Below are 18,082 nucleotides of genomic sequence, written 5' to 3' on the forward strand. Positions count from 1 at the left end.
AAGATGAGTGCATCCGACACCGACCTCGCGACTGAAAAGAGTTCCGACAAACCGGCAAAAAAACGCGGTTTTCCGGTTTTTGTCCTGTTACCGTTGATCGTGTTCATTGCACTTGCGGGCCTGTTCCTGTTTCAGCTCACCATGGGCAACGACCCCCAGACCATTCCTTCGGCGTTGATAAACAAGCCCGCACCTGATTTCTCGTTGAGTGCTGTCGAAGGTATCTCCAGGGACGGAACTCCGGTCCCGGGGTTTTCCCGAAAAGACCTGCTCGGCAAGATATCCGTTGTGAACGTTTTCGCCTCCTGGTGCGTCCCCTGTCGGCAGGAGCATCCGCTGCTGGAAGAACTCGCCAAGGTCGACGGCATCCAGCTTCTCGGTATCAACTACAAGGACAAACCGGAAAACGCCCGCCGTTTTCTGGGCAGCCTCGGCAACCCCTACAGCCGGATCGGTGCTGACAATGCCGGCAGGGCCGCAATCGATTGGGGTGTATACGGTGTGCCGGAGACTTTCGTCATCGATAAGGAAGGCACAATCCGGTACAAGTTCATCGGACCGCTCAGTCCGACTTCCTACCGGGACGTGTTTCTGCCAGAGTTGAACAAGGTGATTGCCGCAGGCCGGTAACGCAGGGACCGGCTGTAGTCACATTCCCGCGAAATATTGACCATACTCTCCAATGTCACCGGCTCGTGACTCGCGATTGAAAGACAAGTTGCATATTTTACGTGCAATCGAAAAAGGAAACGAGCCAAATGGTGGGTCTCACATATCGGAAAGCGCGGCAGGCTTTCCGAAAGAGCTTTATTGTCGTAGCCGGAATAGTCGGCGTCATTGCAGCAGTCCAGACTGCCGATGCACAGCCGCAGAAGGTGATTGAACTTTTCACAAGTCAGGGCTGCTCTTCCTGTCCGCCTGCAGATCAGCTTGCAGAACGGCTTGTTGAAGAAGATCCGAAAGTGCTGACTGTTCTGATGCCGGTCGATTACTGGGACTATCTCGGCTGGAAAGACACCTTTGCCAGTCCGGTTCATTCGCAGCGACAGCGCACCTATGCCACGCGAAGGGGCGACAGGTCGGTCTATACGCCGCAAATGGTAATCAATGGCGAAGAGCACGTCGTCGGCAGCAGGGAAAGGGATGTTCGCGCCGCACTCGACCGCGCAGAACCTTTCACCGCCGATGTCGAACTGAAGATTTCCGACATGGTTGTCCAGGCCAAGGTGGATGGAAGTCTGCCGGAAGGCGCAATGGCAACGGTTTACTTTCTGCGGATCGAGGACGAGGCAACCGTTGATATCGGGCGTGGTGAAAACGCGGGCCGAAAGATCAAGTATGTCAACGTGGTCCGCAATCTTCAGCCAATCGGTGTTTGGGAAGGTGGAGAAGAAACCTTCCGCATGCCGAAGTCCAAGCTCATGCTGAAAGGCGATGCCCGTTGTGCGATCCTGGTACAGATCGAGGATCACGACGGCCCGGGCAAGATAATCGGAGCAGCCGTGATGGATTGGCGTGACGGTCTCTGACGCCGGTGTTCGGAGGCTGATGATCTTTGGCTTTCTCTGCAGAAAGTGCAGGATTAACGCCTCCATTCCCTTGTAACCTGCGCAAAAACTGATACCCCTTGCCGCGGCTTGATCAGCGCGACAGGGAAGTGAATGGACCTTAAGATCAGGATCCGGGTTGCCGTCATCAGCATTTTCATCGGCATCCTGGTGTTGGGGCTGAAAACCGGCGCTTACGTGCTCACCGACTCGGTCGCATTGCTTTCCGACGCGCTGGAAACCACCGTCAACATTGCCTCTTCCATAGCCGCCCTTGTTGCCATCTGGTTCGCTTCAAAACCTGCGGACAGCAATCACCCCTATGGTCACGACAAGGCGGAATATTTTGCAGCCGTTCTGGTCGGCGTCATGATTGTGCTGGCCGCGATTTCTATTTTTAGGGCGGCGTGGATCGGGTTTACACAAGGTGACAACCCGGAATTTTCGTCTGTCGGTATCGGCATGAACCTGCTGGCTGCGGTAATTAATGGTGCCTGGGCGCGTTATCTGATGCATTACGGAAAAAATGCCAGATCCCCTGCGCTCGTTGCCGATGGAAAACATCTGATGACGGATGTGCTGAGTTCCATCGGTGTGCTTGTCGGCGTCGTCCTGGCGCTTTTGACCGGTTGGCATATCCTCGATCCAGCGCTGGCCCTGCTCGTTGGACTGACGGTTCTCTGGTCAGGTTGGGAACTGGTCAAGGAATCTGTCGGCGGACTGATGGACGAAGCCGTTTCGGCCGATGTTCTTGAAAAAATCCGCATCCAGATTTCCGAACATGGCGAAGGCGCACTGGAGGCACATGATCTGAGAACCCGGATTGCAGGCCGGTCGACCTTTGTCGATTTTCATCTCGTGGTTCCCGGGACAATGTCTGTCGAGTCGGCACACGAAATCTGCGACAGGATAGAAGAAGCCATCACCGAAGGTGTCCCCGGTGCGCATGTCACCATTCACGTGGAACCGGAATACAAGGCGAAGCACTCGGGTATTGTCGTTGTTTAGGGCAACCTATCATGAAGGGCACATGATGAAACTGACAGGAACAGATTTCTGATGCCGGGCTTGCGGAGGCGGACCGTACAGCTGGCCGACCATCTGATCCTGATCGCCGGTGCCCTCATCATGAGCCTGCCGGTCTATTCGCTTTTTGCCGCCACCACACATCCGTCCGGCAGCCCCATGATGCCGCGCCTCGATCCGGGCGCGGCTCTGCTGCAGAACTACGGCGGCTTCATCACGTCCACCGCAGGTTTTTCCGGGGACGTAACCGTCGTGGCGATGCTTTGGAACTCCTTCCTGCTCGGATTTGGCTTCGCTACCTTGAAGGTGCTGACGTCATTGTTCGCGGCCTATGCCCTGGTCTATTTCAGAATAAGGTTTGCCAGTGCGATATTTGCCGTTTTGCTGCTCACGCTGATGCTGCCTCTGGAATCCCGGTTTCTGCCCACCTACGCCGTCGTCGCCGACCTCGGTCTGGTCAACACAAGGACCGGCCTTGTCCTGCCACTGGTCGCTTCCGGACTGGGGACCCTGTTTTTCAGGCAGTTTCTTTTGACGGTCCCCGACGCGCTGCTGGAATCTGCCCGGCTCGACGGTGCAGGAGGCTGGAAGTTCTTCAAGGATATCCTTCTGCCGTTGTCGATCCCGACCGCAGCAGCACTCTTTCTTGTTTTGTTCGTGAACGGCTGGAACCAGTATCTTTGGCCGGTGATCGTCACGTCCGAAGAAGCAACCTATACCCTGGTCAGGGGCATGCAGTTTTTCGGACGCGCAAGTCTGCCCGGACTGATGCTTGCGATATTGGCCGTCATCCCACCGTCACTTCTTGTCATCTTGTTTCAAAGACAGGTCGTTAAAGGACTGTATGACGGCTCTCACTAATGCAGGCATCTGCCTCGAAAAAAGGAAAAGGCGACTACCGTATGGCATTTGAAGCGATCCTGTTTGATTGCGACGGCGTCCTTGTCGATTCGGAAAAGATCTACGTCAGTGTTGAGCGCGAGCATCTGGCCAGGATTGGACTTGACTATGAGATTGACGAGTACATGGACAGGTTCCAGGGCCTTGGCAGCGACGATTTCTGGGCAGAGCTTGATCGCGACCACCGTTCACTCGGCAAGGGTCCCTTGCCGGAATCCTTCGGCTCGGAACTCGACGCCGCCACAATGGAACGGATCGACCGGGAACTCTCCGAGATTGCCGGGATCAAACAGTTTCTCGATATTCACGAGGGACCGAGGGCGGTGGCGTCTTCCTCACGCCTGCAACGGCTGATCCACAAACTGCAGCACACCGGGCTCTATGCCTATTTTGAACCTCACATCTATTCAGGCGAGCAGGTCGCCAACGGCAAACCCGCACCGGATCTGTTTCTGCATGCGGCAAGCAGGCTTGGAGTGGATGCAGCAACCGCCCTCGTCATAGAAGACAGCGCAAATGGCGTTAAGGCCGGTCTTGCGGCAGGTATGACTGTCTGGGGATTTGTAGGTGGTGGCCACAGCCATCAAGGACATACGGAACAGCTTCTGGAAGCGGGCGCCCACAAGGTGGTCGACAGCCATGATGATCTGGCCGGGCTTCTTTTCAATTCAAAAAAGCCCAACTGAGTGATTGATGAATGCGGGGAGCGGCAAAACCACTCCCCGCGGTACAGATTTACCGTCCCAGATCTGCTTCCGGATTGGCACCGATCTTGTGGATCGACAGGTCTGCGCCCTGATATTCTTCCTCTTCGGACAGGCGCAGTCCCATGGTTGACTTGAGAATGCCATAGACAACAAATCCGGCACCCGCAGCATAGCCGACACCCAGCAGTGTTCCGATGATCTGCGAGATCAGCGAGACGCCCCCAAGCCCACCAAGGGCTTCCAGCCCGAAGACACCCGCTGCAAGGCCACCCCAGGCGCCGCAGATCCCGTGCAAAGGCCATACGCCCAGAACATCATCGATTTTCAGTTTGTTCTGGCAGTATTCGAACCCTGTCACGAAAATGGCGCCGGCGACACCTCCGACGATCAGACTGCCGACCGGATGCATGATATCGGAACCGGCACAGACCGCTACGAGACCGGCAAGCGCACCGTTGTGAACAAATCCGGGATCATTCTTGCCGACAATCAAGGCAACCAGAATGCCGCCGACCATCGCCATCAGCGAGTTGATCGCCACCAGACCGGACGCCGCTTCCAGCGCTCCCGCCGTCATGACATTGAAGCCGAACCAGCCGACGCACAACATCCAGGAACCCAGGGCAAGCCACGGCAGGGACGATGGCGGAATACCGATCGGGCGGCCGTTTCGGTCGTATCGCCCGCGTCTTGCACCCAGGAGCATGACGGCGGCAAGGGCAATCCATCCGCCAACCCCATGCACCACGACGGATCCGGCGAAATCGTGGAAACTGGCCCCGAACTGTGCCTCAAGCCAGGACTGAAGTCCGAAATTTCCGTTCCAGACAACCCCTTCGAACAGGGGATAAACAATCCCGACAAGCGCGACAGTTGCGGCACATTGCGGCCAGAATTTCATTCGTTCGGCAATTCCGCCGGAGATGATGGCTGGTATCGCCGCTGCAAATGTCGTCAAAAAGAAGAACTTCACCAGCGTTAGTCCCTGAAGTTCAAATCCTCCTCCGCCTCCCGAAAGGGTCGCTGCATTCACGAAGAACGTCGTGCCATAGGCAAAGGCATAGCCCACGAAGAAATAGGCAACCGTTGAAAGTGCGAAATCGACCAGGATCTTGACCAGTGCATTGACCTGGTTTTTGTGGCGCACCGTTCCGACTTCGAGAAATGCGAAACCGCCATGCATCGCGAAGACGAGGATCGCTCCGACCAGCACGAAAAAGACGTCTCCACCGACAGCAGAATTACTCATGATTGCCCCCCAGTTAGGCAGAATGCCATTAGATTTTGCTTATTGGATCATGAGGAATTCAATTTGCATGCCAAACAGGCAAGTGCCAAAAAAAAGGGCTGAAAACAGCCAGTTTTGCGAACATAAGGCTAATCTTGCCTGCATATGGTTATGTTTAAGTCGCATAAAAAATAATCAATTGAACACTTCTTATGCGTCGACGATTCCCTCACGCATCGGTGCCTCAATGCACTCGATAACAATGGAAGATGATCGACCGGTTTTCACACTATTAACCATGTTATCCGATCATGCTGCCGCTGCGAGGAGAAGGCTGAATCAAATGTTCAAGCGAGCCTTGATAACGGCGATTGTCGTCGGGTCGATACTGACAATTATCAATCAGGTGGATGCCATCTTCGGAAATGCCGAACTGGTTGTTTGGCAGGCGCTTCTTTCAACGGTAGTGCCGTTTCTGGTTTCGCTTGTCAGTGCCTATCTGACACTGAAAACCAGGGATCCGGCAAACAAGACCGGGCAGGAAGCGACTGATCATGAAAGCGAACCTCGAAATAGTACGGACGAAATCCACGTCTCCCCTGGCAATGATCGGGATTTGCCCACCGATGTCGACATCGAACAGCTCAAAGAAGCCTGGGCAGTCGTTTCCCAGATAGGCGAGAACGCCCGGGCCGTAAACACGGCGAGCAAGGAACGGGCGGACTTTCTTGCTGACTTGATATCCACCGCGGAACAGATCCAGGAGGATCTCCATTCCGTCGGGACCCAGGCGCAAAGCTGTACGCAAGATCTTGTCAATGCAGGGGGCAAGATTACCGAAGCCCGCGAAGGTATCCAGTCAATTTCACAGACCTGTATCGGTGCCGCGGAATTGATCGGCCATCTGAACACGGCAACGAGCGACCTCACCCACAAGTTCAACGACATCGAAACCCTCGCGCAGGAAATTTCGTCGATCTCCGCGCAAACCAATCTCCTTGCTCTCAACGCCACAATCGAGGCGGCCCGTGCCGGAGATGCCGGCAAGGGTTTTGCTGTCGTAGCGGGCGAGGTCAAAGTACTCGCCGGGTCGACCGAGAAGGCAGTTGAATCGATTGCGACGATCCTTTCGGAAATGACGCGATCGCTTGCCGAAACGCGCCAGCTTGTCGAAACCGCAAGAGAAAAACTGCAGCTTTCCGATACGCAAAGTGCAAACAGTCTCGAACAGATTTCATCAGTTGAGCATTACCTGAGCGATCTGACTTGTCGCAACGAGGCAACATCGAAACAAATGACTGACAGAACGATGGCACTTGATGAAGTTTCGACGAACCTTCACAAGATCCGTCAGGACACTGAAAACGCTATCAAGGGCTCGGCCCGGAACATCGAACTCGCGCAGCGCGCTTCCGAAACGGTTCAGGAAGTCGCCGAACGACTGCAACAGCCGGCCTGAATGGCGTTCGTACCTCCATGCGCCCCAAAAAAAACCCGGGGTCGCCCCCGGGTTTCCAGTTAGCGGTCCGAGCCAATAGACCGCCTGGGAGATTTGAATTCAGCGTCCTGAAAGGCTCAAAGACGCTGGGATCCCGTTCCGAATTCCGGATAGGCCTCCACACCGATTTCGACTTTGTCGAGACCAAGCGCTTCTTCTTCGTCGGATACCCGTATGCCGATGGTAACCTTGAGGACATACCAGACGATACCGCTGGCCACGAAGGTGAAGGCACCATAGGCAGCGATCCCGGTGATCTGCGTGCCGTAGGATGCATCGCCATTCGTCAACGGAACAATCAGGGTTCCCCAGATACCGGCCAGCAAGTGAACCGGGATAGCGCCAACAACATCGTCGATCTTGAACTTGTCGAGCACCGGAACGGCAAGGACAACAATCGCACCGCCGACACCACCGATGAAGAGCGTTGCCCACATGCTCGGAGCAAGCGGTTCTGCCGTGATCGAAACCAGGCCTGCGAGTGCGCCGTTCAGCGCCATGGTAACATCGACTTTCTTGTAAAGCAGTTGGGTCATGATGACGGCAACCACTACGCCGGCAGCAGCCGCCATGTTGGTATTGGCGAAGATGCGTGAAACATCGGTCACATCGCTGATGGAGCCCATTGCAAGCTGCGAAGCACCGTTAAAGCCGAACCAGCCGAGCCAGAGGATGAACGTACCAAGCGTTGCGAGCGGCATGGATGAACCCGGGAATGGATGAACAGTGCCATCCGCACCATATTTGCCTTTACGCGCACCTAGAATGATGGCACCGGAGAGCGCAGCCCAGCCACCGACGGAGTGAACGATCGTGGATCCGGCAAAATCGGAAAAACCCATCTCGGACAACCATCCGGCACCCCATTGCCAGGAACCGGAAATCGGGTAGAGAAAACCGGTCAGGATCGCTGTGAAGATCAGGAAGGGCCACAGCTTTACGCGCTCTGCAACTGTTCCCGATACGATAGAGGCAGTCGCGGCCACGAAGACCATCTGGAAGAACCAGTCGGAAGCGGTGGAATAGCCTGTATCGAGCGCATCACCGCCGACAGGATCAAAAGAGTACGGACCGAGCGACCCGATGAAACCGCCGTCGACACCGGTGTACATCAGGTTATAGCCGGTGACCCAGAACATGATGCCCGCGATGGAATAGAGTGTGATGTTCTTCAGGCATTGCATCGAAACGTTCTTGGAACGGACAAGACCTGCCTCCAGCATGGCGAAGCCTGCCGCCATCCACATGACGAGAAAGCCGCCAATGAGGAACAAGAGCGTGTTGAAGATGTAGGCGACTTCCGGAGAAACGGCCGGAGTTTCCGGTGCAGCCGTCGCGTCCTGAGCCAATACCGGGAGAGCCGACAGGCTCAACACGGCAAGCGCTGTCGCGCACTTAGCAGCGATACTTTTCATAATACGTTTCCTTACCTAAATCACAGAGCTTCGGCGTCTGTTTCGCCGGTGCGAATGCGCACAGCCTGATCGATCGTATGAACGAATATTTTCCCGTCTCCGATCTGACCTGTTTTGGCCGCGCCGGAGATGACGTCGACTACCTTCTCGACAGCTGAGGTATCGACTGCGACTTCGATTTTCAGCTTCGGCAGGAAGCTCACGGCATATTCCGTACCGCGGTAGATTTCGGTGTGCCCCTTTTGGCGGCCATAGCCTTTTACTTCGGTCACCGTCAGTCCCTGGATGCCGATGCTTGTCAGGGCATCGCGCACTTCGTCGAGCTTGAACGGCTTTATGATGGCCATCACTGTTTTCATTGCTCGTACCATTCCCCTTCTTTCGCCCCTTCCCTGCGAAGGAACCTTGCAGCCCGTCCCGGTGCCTGGCCTGTTTATTGTCCCCTCTGGAAGGATGTTTCAGGTCGCTGGCACGCCATGGTCTGAAAAACCGGACGGGCGTCGGGACTTGATAATCAAGGACCGTGCCAACTTTGCGATAGCGAAAACAAAGTTGTTATTTTTCAGATAGTTGATGAGAGAAACAGTGAGTCAGGGAAGCTGCCCATGTGTGTTCGCTGAATTTGCAGGCAGATGGTCTGATTAAAAAATAACCAGCAAAAATCACGTTGATTAATTTTTATGCAAACTGGGAATGGGCAAAAAACGGGCCCGGGATCCCCTGGATCTGCGGGCCCGGCAATTCGGCGGTAACCGGGTCCGATCAATCAGGCAACTATTCGGCGACGCATTGTCAGGCGGAGAAGCCACCGTCCTTGAGAAAGGCATCTTCGTCTGGCGTCGACTCCCGGCCAAGGATCTTGTTGCGATGAGGAAAACGGCCAAAACGGCGGATAACATCCATGTGGATCAGGGCGTAGTGATAGAATTCCTTGTCACCAAGCAGCCTGCCCAGATCGACGGCCTTTTCCTGGTGCGCCATGTCTTCCGAATGTTCGAACGGCAGATAAAAGAACCCTCTTGCTTCCTTCGGAAAGGCGCGGTCAAAGCCTTTTTCCATCGCTTCCGTTGCAACGGAGACTGCCATCGGATCCGAAGAAAACGCTTCCGGAGTTCCGCGGTAGATGTTCCGGGACATCTGATCAAGCAGAAGCAGCAGTGCAAGGCTCCCGTCCGCGGTCTCGCGCCAGTGATCCAATGCACCGGTCTTTGCAGCTTCAAGAGCATTCTGGAACCGGTCACGGCACTTGACGTCAAATTTGGCGTCGCCGGAAAACCACTTTGAAGGTCCTGCCTGCCACCAGAAATCAAGCACATCCAACGGCGTTATCGTCTTGTCGCTCATTGTAAATTTTCCGTTCGGGCTGTTGATCGCACTGCTTATTCCCACCACGCGGAAACTTGATGAGCAAGTTCTTTGTTCTGTTCAATTGAGGACAGGGACAGGGCCGCTGGCTTGCAACTAGTCTCCACAGGCGAGTTTCTGCCACTTGGCGCTGTGCAATTCGGTGATTTCGTCCAGATAACCGCTTTTCTTCAAGACGGACATTTCCTCCCGAACAGCCTCGGTCAGTGCCGGATCGGTTCCCCTGCTGAAGACGGCCCATAACGGTTTGGCCAGGTCCTCTATGAACACGACGGGTTGCAGCAGGGACCCGTCATATCCCTGCTTGCAGGCGGAAGCTTCAGCAAGAAATCCCGTGAGTGGCAGAAGATCGATCCTTTCCAGATAAAGCATCTCTATCCCCTGTTTGTAATCGGTAATCGGCACAAGGTTTCCGGACTTTTCAAGGCCCAATTCCGTCAGATAGTGGTGCATGTTTCCACCATCCTGGACACCGATTTTCACATCGTGGTCTTTCAGGTCCGCGATCGTTTCAACATCGATCTTTGGTTTTGTTCCGAGTTGGTAGAGATACTGGCCGTAAGGTGAAACTTCTCCAAGCCACAGGAATTTGTCTTCGCGGTCCGGCGTGCGCGACAGGGAAAAAAGCATGACGCCCGGAGTCGTCTGGGCAGTCAGCATCGCCCTTTTCCAGGGCATGAATTCAAACGACCCCACTGTCACCTGATGTCGCTCGCCGACCCTTTCGAACACGGTCAACATGAAATTCGTCACATAGCCGTCCGGATTGCCGTCATTGTCCCATTGGAGAGGTGCAAAGCTTTGCGTTACGATTTGAATTTCAGTTGGTTCGGACCGAACCGGCGCCACTGAAATCAGAAGAGTCCAGGTCACCGCAACCAGCTTTGTCCAACGCCCAACGCTCACTAGAGCCCCCAAAGGCCAAACAGTTTACGCCTGACGGATTCAATATCCGGATCCCCAGGCTCTTCAAAAATTCGATCAGACTTTTTCTAGTCGCGAACCATTAAATCCGATTGAATGATTGGAAAATGATACGTATCTGAAATAACTTGGCCTGAAGTAATATAGCATAGAGTTAATGGAAAATCCTTGGTGTCTGAAACCACACTTGATTTGAAGGGACTGAAATGTCCCCTCCCGGCGCTCAAAACTCGAAAGGCCATGACCCGGCTAGCGGAGGGAGACCATCTGGTCGTCCTCACAACCGACCCTATGGCTGAAATAGACATTCCCCATTTCTGCCAGGAAAACGGTCACGCACTTCTCTCGCGCGAACGCACCGATTTCGGTCACCGTTTCCTGTTGTCAAAGGGTGGCTGACCATGTGCGTCAACGAAAGATCAGGCAGGTGACGCAATACGATTGATTTCGTGGGCCAGTTCCAGGTCCAGGTCGCTCAGGCCGCCGACGTCGTGGGTTGCGAGCGTGATATCAACTGTCCGGTAGACGTTTGACCACTCGGGATGATGGTTCATTTTCTCGGCAACGAGCGCAACCTGCGTCATGAAGCCGAACGCTTCCCGAAAATCCCTGAACTTGAAGGATTTGAAGATTGCCTCCCGTCCTTCGCACAAATGCCAATCCGGCAATGAATTGAGACCTGCGGCCCGGTCTTCCGGTTTCAGTCGCTCAACCATCTGATCCTCCTGTGATTCGAAACCCCCAAAGACTCCGAAGGCGTTGTTACTGTAGATGGGTGACAGCGCGAAGGCGACGACAAACCCTGAATTACGGGATTGCATTTGCCCTGGTCTGGCAGCACGGTGTCCTAAGTTTGAACGGCGGAGAGCGAATTGACCCGGAATGTCTTGTTTGTCTGCCTTGGAAACATATGCCGGTCTCCGCTGGCCGAGGGGATATTCAAGGACCTGATCGGCAATGCGGGGCTTGCCCCCCAGTTCAAAGTGGATTCAGCGGGAACCGGTCCCTGGCATGTTGGCAATCCGCCGGATCAGCGGTCAATCGAGATCGCATTCAGACATGGCATCGACATTTCGGCTCAACGTGCTCGCAAGGTCCGCAAGTCGGATTTTGAAACCTTCGACGCAATTCTTGCAATGGACGGCAACAACCTCAAAACGCTGGCAACGATGAGCGGCCGGCCCAGCGCGGAAATTCGCCTGTTGCTGAACACTCCCCCAATGGATGTGCCCGATCCGTTTTTCGGCGGTCCGGAAGGCTTCGAGGACGTGTTCAGTCTCATTCGGTCAGGCTGTGTCGAATTTCTGGACAGTATTGTCTGATCGCAAGGTGGAACACGACTGCCAGATTTTGACATGTCCTTTTCATAAATCCTTCTTGCTGCCCACGGTATGTATGGCGTTCAGGTTTTTTTGAGCTCGGCACAAAAATGAAAATCTTTTGGTGGTCACTGGCCGCCGTTTTGATTTTGCTTGGACTGGCGACGGTCTGGCTTCCTATTCCAACCGGCGTGCCCCTGCTCGCGCTGGGTCTGATCGTCATTGTCGGGACAAGCCGCACCGCTGCCCGACATCTTCGCAAGCGTCGCCGCGAGACACCCCCGTTGAACAATGCAATCTCCTGGGTGGAAAACAGATCCCCACTCCGCTTCGCCCGTATCCTGAAAAGGACGCGTCCACGCGACACAAGGCATCCGCACAATCCGGAAAACCGGACCTGAACCCCGTGAATTACGCCGCGAAATGCTATCTGAAAGCTAGGTGTCTGAAATTTTGCGGACGAGAGAGCGCAGCATAGCGCGGGCGCGCAGCACCAGGCGATGCACGCGCCGTTGCAGGCGCCGCCCCTTTACCGTGAACCATTCATCCAGCTTCCGGTCGCTGACAACAGGTGGTACCCGCTGGTAGAGCAAATGATGGACGGCAAGTATCAACAGCAGCGTCACCCCCCAGGAAATCAGCGTATCTGAAAAGAAGTGCCCGCCAAATGCGACCCTGTTGACAGACAGGACCAGGCAAAGCGGCAGAAGGAAGGCGAGGGCTGCCTTGCGCCAGTTTGCAGGAACGAGAAAGGCAATGGACGTCAGCCAGATGGCCGCCGAGGCCTCGCCGGAGACGAATGAACAATTGCTGTCGCAGTAGTCCGTGATTTTCCAGACGGGCTGATAAGGCAGATCGCCGCCGAACTCCTCGACATATCGCGGTCTCGGCCGCCCCCAGTTGTCCTTCAGGATCGCATTGACGAGAATGCCGGGTCCAAGAATGAGTGTCGACAAGAGAAAGACCGGCTGGCGCAACGGCATGATCGGTGGCCGGCCGGGTACGAGGAGTTTCAGAACGAGCACCGCGACGCATGTCACGGCGATCACGCGCACAAGAAACGGCCCCAGATGCCTGACCTTGCGCAGAAATGGCTCATTGCTGGCCCAGAACCCGGATATCTCGGAATAAAAAAGTCCGCTTGCCCAAAAATCGACATTTGGAAAAATCAGGAAAAACAGCGATACTGCACAGACATACAACCCGACCGCAATCATAGGGCGTGCGAGACAAGAGCCTATCAACTTGCGAAGGCCGGACGTCGGGCTATTCTTGAGAGGATCGGTTTGTTTCATTTTTGTTTTTCAGACCAACTAGAGAACTCATGATCTAACGTATCTGCCGCGCCCGTCCAATCCCCGAAAGATTCAGACAAAGGCGATTGCGGAGTATCACAAGGTGTCAATGAGCCGCCAGTCCAATCAGTCTGCAGATTCAAAAATAGTCTCGCTGCGACCTGACCCGCGGCCTGTTGTGCAATTCTGGTATGAGTTCGCTTCGACCTACAGCTATCTTTCGGCAATGCGTGTGCAGACACTGGCAAGTGACAGCAATGTCGCCATTGCGTGGCGCCCGTTTCTGCTTGGACCCATATTCAAGAAGCAGGGATGGGACACGTCTCCGTTCAACCTGTATCTGGCAAAGGGTCGATACATGTGGCGGGACATGGAAAGGCAATGCGAACGATACGGCTTGCCGTTCACAATGCCCGTTCCGTTTCCCCAGCACAGCCTGCTTGCGTCCAGAATAGCCTATGGCGGTCGTCAGCAGCCCTGGATCGGAGCTTTTACGCGAGCAGTCTATGTGGCGCAATTCGGTCAAGGTCTGGACATTTCGGACGAAGGTCTGATGGTGGATCTTCTGTTCGAAGCCGGTGCCCCGGTCAAAAAGGCGCTCGAGGAGTCGAGATCATCCGGAACCAAGATTGGACTGAGAGCAGCGGTTTCGGAAGCTGAACGGCTCGGGATCTTCGGTGCACCCAGTTTCGTCCTGGAAAACGGAGACCTCTACTGGGGTGACGATCGGATGGAGCAGGCCCTGGAAAAGGCTGCCCAGTCTTGAGGCTGGACGGGCATTGGACCTTTTTGATGCCGGACCCGCCGTCCCTCCAGGTCATGTGATGACTTCCTGGCAGACAGTTCCATATCAATCCGCACCAGTGCGCCGCATTGACCGTTCCAGAACGGCATAAAGATCCGCGGGCAATATCGGTTTGGAAACGGTCTCCAAAAATCCGGCTTCACGCAACTCGCCCTCGCCAACCGTTTCAAGAGCCGCACTGACCGCGACAAGCGGCAGCAGCGCGGCACCGGGAACCGCTCTGATTTCCCTGGCGGTTTCAATTCCGTTCTTGCCAGGCATGTTCAGATCCATCAGGACCACGTCGTAGCAGTTGCTTTTCACAAGCGAGAGCGCCTGATCCCCTGACTTCGCGACCTCGTAACTGCATCCAAAGGATTCCAGAAGTGTGGAAAGCAACCTGCAATTCGTATCATTGTCGTCCACGATCAGGACATGGGTCTTGACCGCAACAGAGTGTTCCAGTTCCGGTGAGCCCCGGTCCATGCGCGCCTCGGAAGTTGGCACCTTCTTCCGCTTGTTGAGAGGAAGGCGGATATCAAACCTGCATCCTTCCATATTGGAATCGACCAGCACGAGTTCACCTCCAAGCGCGTGCAACAGTCGATCGGCGCCCCACAATCCAAGTCCGGCCCCCGGACCGGCGGCAAGGCCATGTCGACCACGCCTGAATGGCTGGAAAAGATGGGCTGCCTCCTCGGCGCCGATTCCAGGTCCGGTATCGACAACGGAAATCAAGACCCAATCCTGGCCGCCAGCATCAGATCCGCCTGAATCCGAGTTTCCGACCTGATCAACGCAGATCCGGACGGCGCCTTCTTCGGTATATTTCACGGCATTGTCCAACAGGGCAGCGACGACCCGGCGCAATTCAGCGGGATGTCCGGTCTCAATACCGCTTGCCCGGTCCTCGATCCGGACCTCGAAGTCAAGGCGCTTTTCCTCCGCCGCAACCCGGAAAAGGTCCGCGCAGTCCTGAACAACATCGGAAACACGCTGAAAGACGGGCCCGGACCCGGGCTCCGCATCAGTCGTTGCCACCAGTTCTCCGGTTAGGGCCGTCAAGGCATCGATCGACTTTATGAGGATCGACAGTTTCTCAGTCTGATCTTCGTTGAGCGGTCCGTTGCCGATCAGTTCGGCAGTAAGCCGCATCGCGGATAGCGGTGTTCTGAGGTCATGAGCCAACAGTGCGAGGCTGACGTTGTCCTGTTCACGATCCTTCATTGGGCGCATTTCCTCCTGATGGACGAGGCAATCGAACATACCCGGCTGCCTCTGCCAGTTAGACGGCAAAGCGCATCGTCCTCTATCCTTTTCACTTTGAAGGCTGGCGGCGTGCGATCCAATCCCCTAAAAACAATTGCCAACCGCAATTTGACTTCACGGTCTTGATCCCAACCCGTCCAGATTTCGCTTCAGATCCCGGCACGACTACAGATGCTTGCACAAACCCTATCAATCGTCGCACCGGTTTTCCTGCTGATCGGTATCGGTTACTGCCTTGCGCGATTTCAGGTTCTCGATCAGGCCATCGGCGACGCACTCGGCCAATTCGTGTTCATAGTCGCGTTACCGGTTCTCGTCTTCCGCTCCCTGATCCACGCCGACCTCTCGGGTGGATTTCCGCTCTCGCTTTGGGCAAGTTACTTTCTCGGAGTAGGCGCAGCCTGGATCCTCGGAACGCTGGTCATCCGAAAAGGTTTCGGCAGGGAAGCCCGGGCTGGCGCCATCGGTGGCATTTCCGCGTCCTACGCCAACCTGTTGCTGGTTGGAATGCCCGTTGTCTCGGCCGTCTATGGAGACAAGGGCCTGATCCCCGTACTTTTGATCATCTCGATTCATCTGGCAACCATGACCGTCGTCATGGCGATTGCAATGGAACGGACTGCAGCCATCGACAGTGGTGAAGCCAGCCCGCCGATCGGCAGGCTCTTTCTGAACGCCGGCCGGAAAGTGATCGCCAATCCGCTGATCGTCACAATCACCCTTGCATTTGCCTGGCGGCAAACGGGCCTGTCGATCCCGGACATCGGCGAAGACATCCTGGACCGGATAGCGGCAACGGCCCTTCCGCTTGCCCTGCTCTCGCTCGGCATGAGCCTTGTTCAATACGGTCTTCGCGGAAACGTCTTGCCCGGCTTTCTTCTTGGAACGATCAAGATATTCGTCATGCCAGCAGTTGTTTTTCTGGCCGGCACTTTCCTGTTTCAGTTGCCGCCTTTATGGATCGCCGCCGCCACGCTTGCAGCAGGATGTCCTACGGGTGTGAATGCCTACATTTTCGCAAACCGCTACGGCACTGGCCATGCAATGTCGGCCAATGCGATTACGATGACCACCCTGAGCGCCATCGTGACCACGAGCTTGTGGATCTGGTTCCTGGGTTTGTGGTTCGGGCCCGAACTCGGCTAGCGGAAAGTCCGAAACGTTCAAAGACCAATGCGCTTGCGAAGTTCCGCGTGAGTCATTCCGGCCGCACGCAACGATCTCAGGCTTGTATCCTGGCTGGATTTCGAAAGCTTGCGGCCATCCGGTCCAAGAACAAGCCGGTGGTGCCGGTAGCGGGCCTGTGGCAGGCCAAGCAGTTCCTGAAGAACCCTGTGAACGCTTGTCGCGTGATAGAGGTCCTCGCCGCGCAGTATGTCCGTAATCCCTTGCCGGGCATCATCGACGACAACGGACAGATGATAGCTTGTGGGCGTGTCCTTGCGCGCCAAAACGACATCTCCCCACGCAGCCGCATCGACAGGAACCTGCCGTGAAGGCTGAAACAGGGACGGCCCTTCTGCTCCGGCCTCCTCCCAGGTCAGATCTTCTCCGACCCGGCTCAGCGCCTTTTTCATGTCGAGCCGGAGAGCGAAGGTCTCATCACTCTCCTTGCGGGTCTGCACCTCTTCGGGTGAAAGCACCGTGCTGTCACCCGGATAGAGGGGCGCCCCGTCCGGATCTTTCGGCCATGCCTTTCCAGTTGCTTCATAATCCGACACGAAACGCCGGATTTCCGCTCTTGTCAGATAGGCTGCGTACACGAGCCCCATATCCTGCAGTCGTTCAAGGGACGCACGGTACTCGGGAAAGACTTCCGATTGCCGCAGGAACGGTCCTTCCAGCGGCAGGCCAAGCCATGCGAGGTCCTCGAACATGTCGTTTTCCAGCTGCCGTGTGCATCGCGTCTGGTCAATATCCTCAACCCGCACCAGAAAGCGGCCATTGAAGGCCACGGCAGCGCGGACATTCAACAATGCGGAAAGCGCGTGACCGATATGCAGATGGCCATTTGGCGACGGCGCAAATCGGAAGACGGGCTTTGACATTTGAAGAGACGGGACCGGGTTGACGCAGGCGAGGTCATGAACCATGACCGTCGGTATAACTACCATTCCCGGCCGGCGGTGCAAGAGCAGAAAACTTGAGTGACACGATGAAACCGATTGCAACGAAAGACGATGTTCAGGCAGGTTTGAGGGAATTGATCGCTAATGATCCCCGCCTGAAACCGATCGCGGGCAAAGCGGGCGAACTGCCATTGCGCAGACGCGCGGCAAACTTTGCAGGATTGGCGCAGATCATCACGGCCCAGCAGGTTTCTGTTGCCAGCGCCACAGCGATCTTTCAACGGGTTCAAACGCTCGTCACTCCCTTGACGGCTGAAGCATTGGCATCCTTCAGTGACGAAGACCTGGCCGGTGCGGGTTTGTCCCGTCCGAAGGTCAGAACCCTTCGCGCCGTCGGAGCCGCCTGTGAAAATGGGCTGGACCTGGCCAGGCTTACTGAGAGCCCCGCCGACGAGGCACACGCGCAACTATGCGCGATCAAGGGTATCGGACGCTGGAGCGCTGATATATTCCTCTTGTTTTGCGCCGGTCACCCCGACATATTTCCAAGCGGCGATCTTGCGTTGCAAATAGCGGTGCGCGACGCGTTCGGTCTTGATGAAAAGCCGACCCCGAAGGAGCTCGATGACATCGCCTTGCGATGGGCGCCGAACCGGGCCATCGCCGCAAGGCTCTTCTGGGCGTGGTATCGGGTGCTGAAACAGGGCCGGGAAACCTTGCCGGTCTGAGGTTCCCA

General features: G+C 55.7%; 21 protein-coding genes. 12 read left to right on the top strand and 9 right to left on the bottom strand.

Annotated elements, in window-relative coordinates:
- The first annotated feature begins 3 nt into the window (after positions 1–3).
- From LA5095_RS10820 to LA5095_RS10840, 5 genes are all read left to right on the top strand, one after another.
- Entirely contained in the window at positions 4–630 is a 627-nt protein-coding gene (locus tag LA5095_RS10820; RefSeq protein WP_082442486.1) for a DsbE family thiol:disulfide interchange protein, read from the top strand.
- A gap of 128 nt (positions 631–758) precedes the next feature.
- Positions 759–1,529, top strand: a complete 771-nt coding sequence (locus tag LA5095_RS10825; RefSeq protein ID WP_055114804.1) for a DUF1223 domain-containing protein — start codon at positions 759–761, stop codon at positions 1,527–1,529.
- A 132-nt stretch (positions 1,530–1,661) separates the two neighbouring features.
- Positions 1,662–2,555: a cation diffusion facilitator family transporter gene (locus tag LA5095_RS10830; protein WP_055114806.1), complete on the top strand. Its 894-nt coding sequence runs from the start codon at positions 1,662–1,664 to the stop codon at positions 2,553–2,555.
- A gap of 51 nt (positions 2,556–2,606) precedes the next feature.
- Positions 2,607–3,434 carry a carbohydrate ABC transporter permease gene (locus LA5095_RS10835; protein WP_055114808.1) on the top strand — a complete coding sequence of 276 codons (828 nt, stop codon included), beginning with the start codon at positions 2,607–2,609 and terminating at the stop codon, positions 3,432–3,434.
- A 41-nt stretch (positions 3,435–3,475) separates the two neighbouring features.
- Positions 3,476–4,159 (top strand): HAD family hydrolase, encoded by a 684-nt coding sequence (locus tag LA5095_RS10840; RefSeq protein WP_055115588.1) that lies wholly within the window; start codon positions 3,476–3,478, stop codon positions 4,157–4,159.
- A gap of 49 nt (positions 4,160–4,208) precedes the next feature.
- On the opposite strand, the gene LA5095_RS10845 is transcribed toward LA5095_RS10840, so the two are convergent.
- A complete protein-coding gene (locus LA5095_RS10845; protein ID WP_055114809.1) occupies positions 4,209–5,429 on the bottom strand; it encodes an ammonium transporter in 1,221 nt (406 codons plus the stop codon).
- Between the two features lie 322 nt (positions 5,430–5,751).
- On the opposite strand from LA5095_RS10845, the gene LA5095_RS10850 reads away from it, so the two are divergent.
- Positions 5,752–6,867 carry a methyl-accepting chemotaxis protein gene (locus LA5095_RS10850; RefSeq protein ID WP_158510365.1) on the top strand — a complete coding sequence of 372 codons (1,116 nt, stop codon included), beginning with the start codon at positions 5,752–5,754 and terminating at the stop codon, positions 6,865–6,867.
- Positions 6,868–6,983: 116 nt separating this feature from the next.
- Here LA5095_RS10850 and LA5095_RS10855 read toward each other — a convergent pair whose 3' ends face one another.
- The 4 genes from LA5095_RS10855 to LA5095_RS10870 form a co-directional block, all read right to left on the bottom strand.
- Positions 6,984–8,321 (bottom strand): ammonium transporter, encoded by a 1,338-nt coding sequence (locus LA5095_RS10855; RefSeq protein WP_055114813.1) that lies wholly within the window; start codon positions 8,319–8,321, stop codon positions 6,984–6,986.
- Between the two features lie 20 nt (positions 8,322–8,341).
- Positions 8,342–8,680 carry a P-II family nitrogen regulator gene (locus LA5095_RS10860; RefSeq protein WP_082442488.1) on the bottom strand — a complete coding sequence of 113 codons (339 nt, stop codon included), beginning with the start codon at positions 8,678–8,680 and terminating at the stop codon, positions 8,342–8,344.
- A 433-nt stretch (positions 8,681–9,113) separates the two neighbouring features.
- Positions 9,114–9,665: a DUF924 family protein gene (locus LA5095_RS10865; RefSeq protein WP_055115590.1), complete on the bottom strand. Its 552-nt coding sequence runs from the start codon at positions 9,663–9,665 to the stop codon at positions 9,114–9,116.
- Between the two features lie 117 nt (positions 9,666–9,782).
- Entirely contained in the window at positions 9,783–10,592 is an 810-nt protein-coding gene (locus LA5095_RS10870; RefSeq protein ID WP_055114818.1) for a substrate-binding periplasmic protein, read from the bottom strand.
- Between the two features lie 189 nt (positions 10,593–10,781).
- On the opposite strand from LA5095_RS10870, the gene LA5095_RS10875 reads away from it, so the two are divergent.
- Positions 10,782–11,009, top strand: coding sequence for a sulfurtransferase TusA family protein (locus LA5095_RS10875; protein WP_029062655.1), 228 nt, complete (start codon positions 10,782–10,784; stop codon positions 11,007–11,009).
- A gap of 20 nt (positions 11,010–11,029) precedes the next feature.
- Here LA5095_RS10875 and LA5095_RS10880 read toward each other — a convergent pair whose 3' ends face one another.
- The gene (locus LA5095_RS10880; protein ID WP_055115592.1) at positions 11,030–11,326 is read right to left on the bottom strand and encodes a 4a-hydroxytetrahydrobiopterin dehydratase; all 297 of its coding nucleotides are present in this window, start codon (positions 11,324–11,326) and stop codon (positions 11,030–11,032) included.
- A 156-nt stretch (positions 11,327–11,482) separates the two neighbouring features.
- Between LA5095_RS10880 and LA5095_RS10885 the strand changes: the two genes are divergently transcribed.
- Positions 11,483–11,932: a low molecular weight protein-tyrosine-phosphatase gene (locus LA5095_RS10885; protein WP_055114820.1), complete on the top strand. Its 450-nt coding sequence runs from the start codon at positions 11,483–11,485 to the stop codon at positions 11,930–11,932.
- A gap of 107 nt (positions 11,933–12,039) precedes the next feature.
- Positions 12,040–12,330, top strand: coding sequence for a hypothetical protein (locus tag LA5095_RS10890; protein ID WP_055114824.1), 291 nt, complete (start codon positions 12,040–12,042; stop codon positions 12,328–12,330).
- Between the two features lie 36 nt (positions 12,331–12,366).
- On the opposite strand, the gene LA5095_RS10895 is transcribed toward LA5095_RS10890, so the two are convergent.
- The gene (locus LA5095_RS10895; protein ID WP_055114826.1) at positions 12,367–13,224 is read right to left on the bottom strand and encodes a phosphatase PAP2 family protein; all 858 of its coding nucleotides are present in this window, start codon (positions 13,222–13,224) and stop codon (positions 12,367–12,369) included.
- 109 nt (positions 13,225–13,333) lie between these two features.
- Here LA5095_RS10895 and LA5095_RS10900 point away from each other — a divergent pair, with 109 nt between their 5' ends.
- Entirely contained in the window at positions 13,334–13,990 is a 657-nt protein-coding gene (locus tag LA5095_RS10900) for a 2-hydroxychromene-2-carboxylate isomerase (RefSeq protein ID WP_082442491.1), read from the top strand.
- Between the two features lie 84 nt (positions 13,991–14,074).
- On the opposite strand, the gene LA5095_RS10905 is transcribed toward LA5095_RS10900, so the two are convergent.
- Positions 14,075–15,235 carry a hybrid sensor histidine kinase/response regulator gene (locus LA5095_RS10905; protein WP_055115596.1) on the bottom strand — a complete coding sequence of 387 codons (1,161 nt, stop codon included), beginning with the start codon at positions 15,233–15,235 and terminating at the stop codon, positions 14,075–14,077.
- Between the two features lie 213 nt (positions 15,236–15,448).
- Between LA5095_RS10905 and LA5095_RS10910 the strand changes: the two genes are divergently transcribed.
- A complete protein-coding gene (locus LA5095_RS10910) occupies positions 15,449–16,423 on the top strand; it encodes an AEC family transporter (protein WP_055114828.1) in 975 nt (324 codons plus the stop codon).
- 17 nt (positions 16,424–16,440) lie between these two features.
- Here LA5095_RS10910 and gluQRS read toward each other — a convergent pair whose 3' ends face one another.
- Complete coding sequence (gene gluQRS / locus LA5095_RS10915) at positions 16,441–17,325, bottom strand: tRNA glutamyl-Q(34) synthetase GluQRS (RefSeq protein WP_055115597.1); 885 nt, start codon at positions 17,323–17,325, stop codon at positions 16,441–16,443.
- 107 nt (positions 17,326–17,432) lie between these two features.
- Between gluQRS and LA5095_RS10920 the strand changes: the two genes are divergently transcribed.
- The gene (locus tag LA5095_RS10920) at positions 17,433–18,074 is read left to right on the top strand and encodes a DNA-3-methyladenine glycosylase family protein (protein WP_055114830.1); all 642 of its coding nucleotides are present in this window, start codon (positions 17,433–17,435) and stop codon (positions 18,072–18,074) included.
- Positions 18,075–18,082 lie beyond the last annotated feature (8 nt).

The organism is Roseibium album (genome assembly GCF_001404515.1).
Taxonomy (GTDB): Bacteria; Pseudomonadota; Alphaproteobacteria; order Rhizobiales; family Stappiaceae; genus Roseibium; species Roseibium album.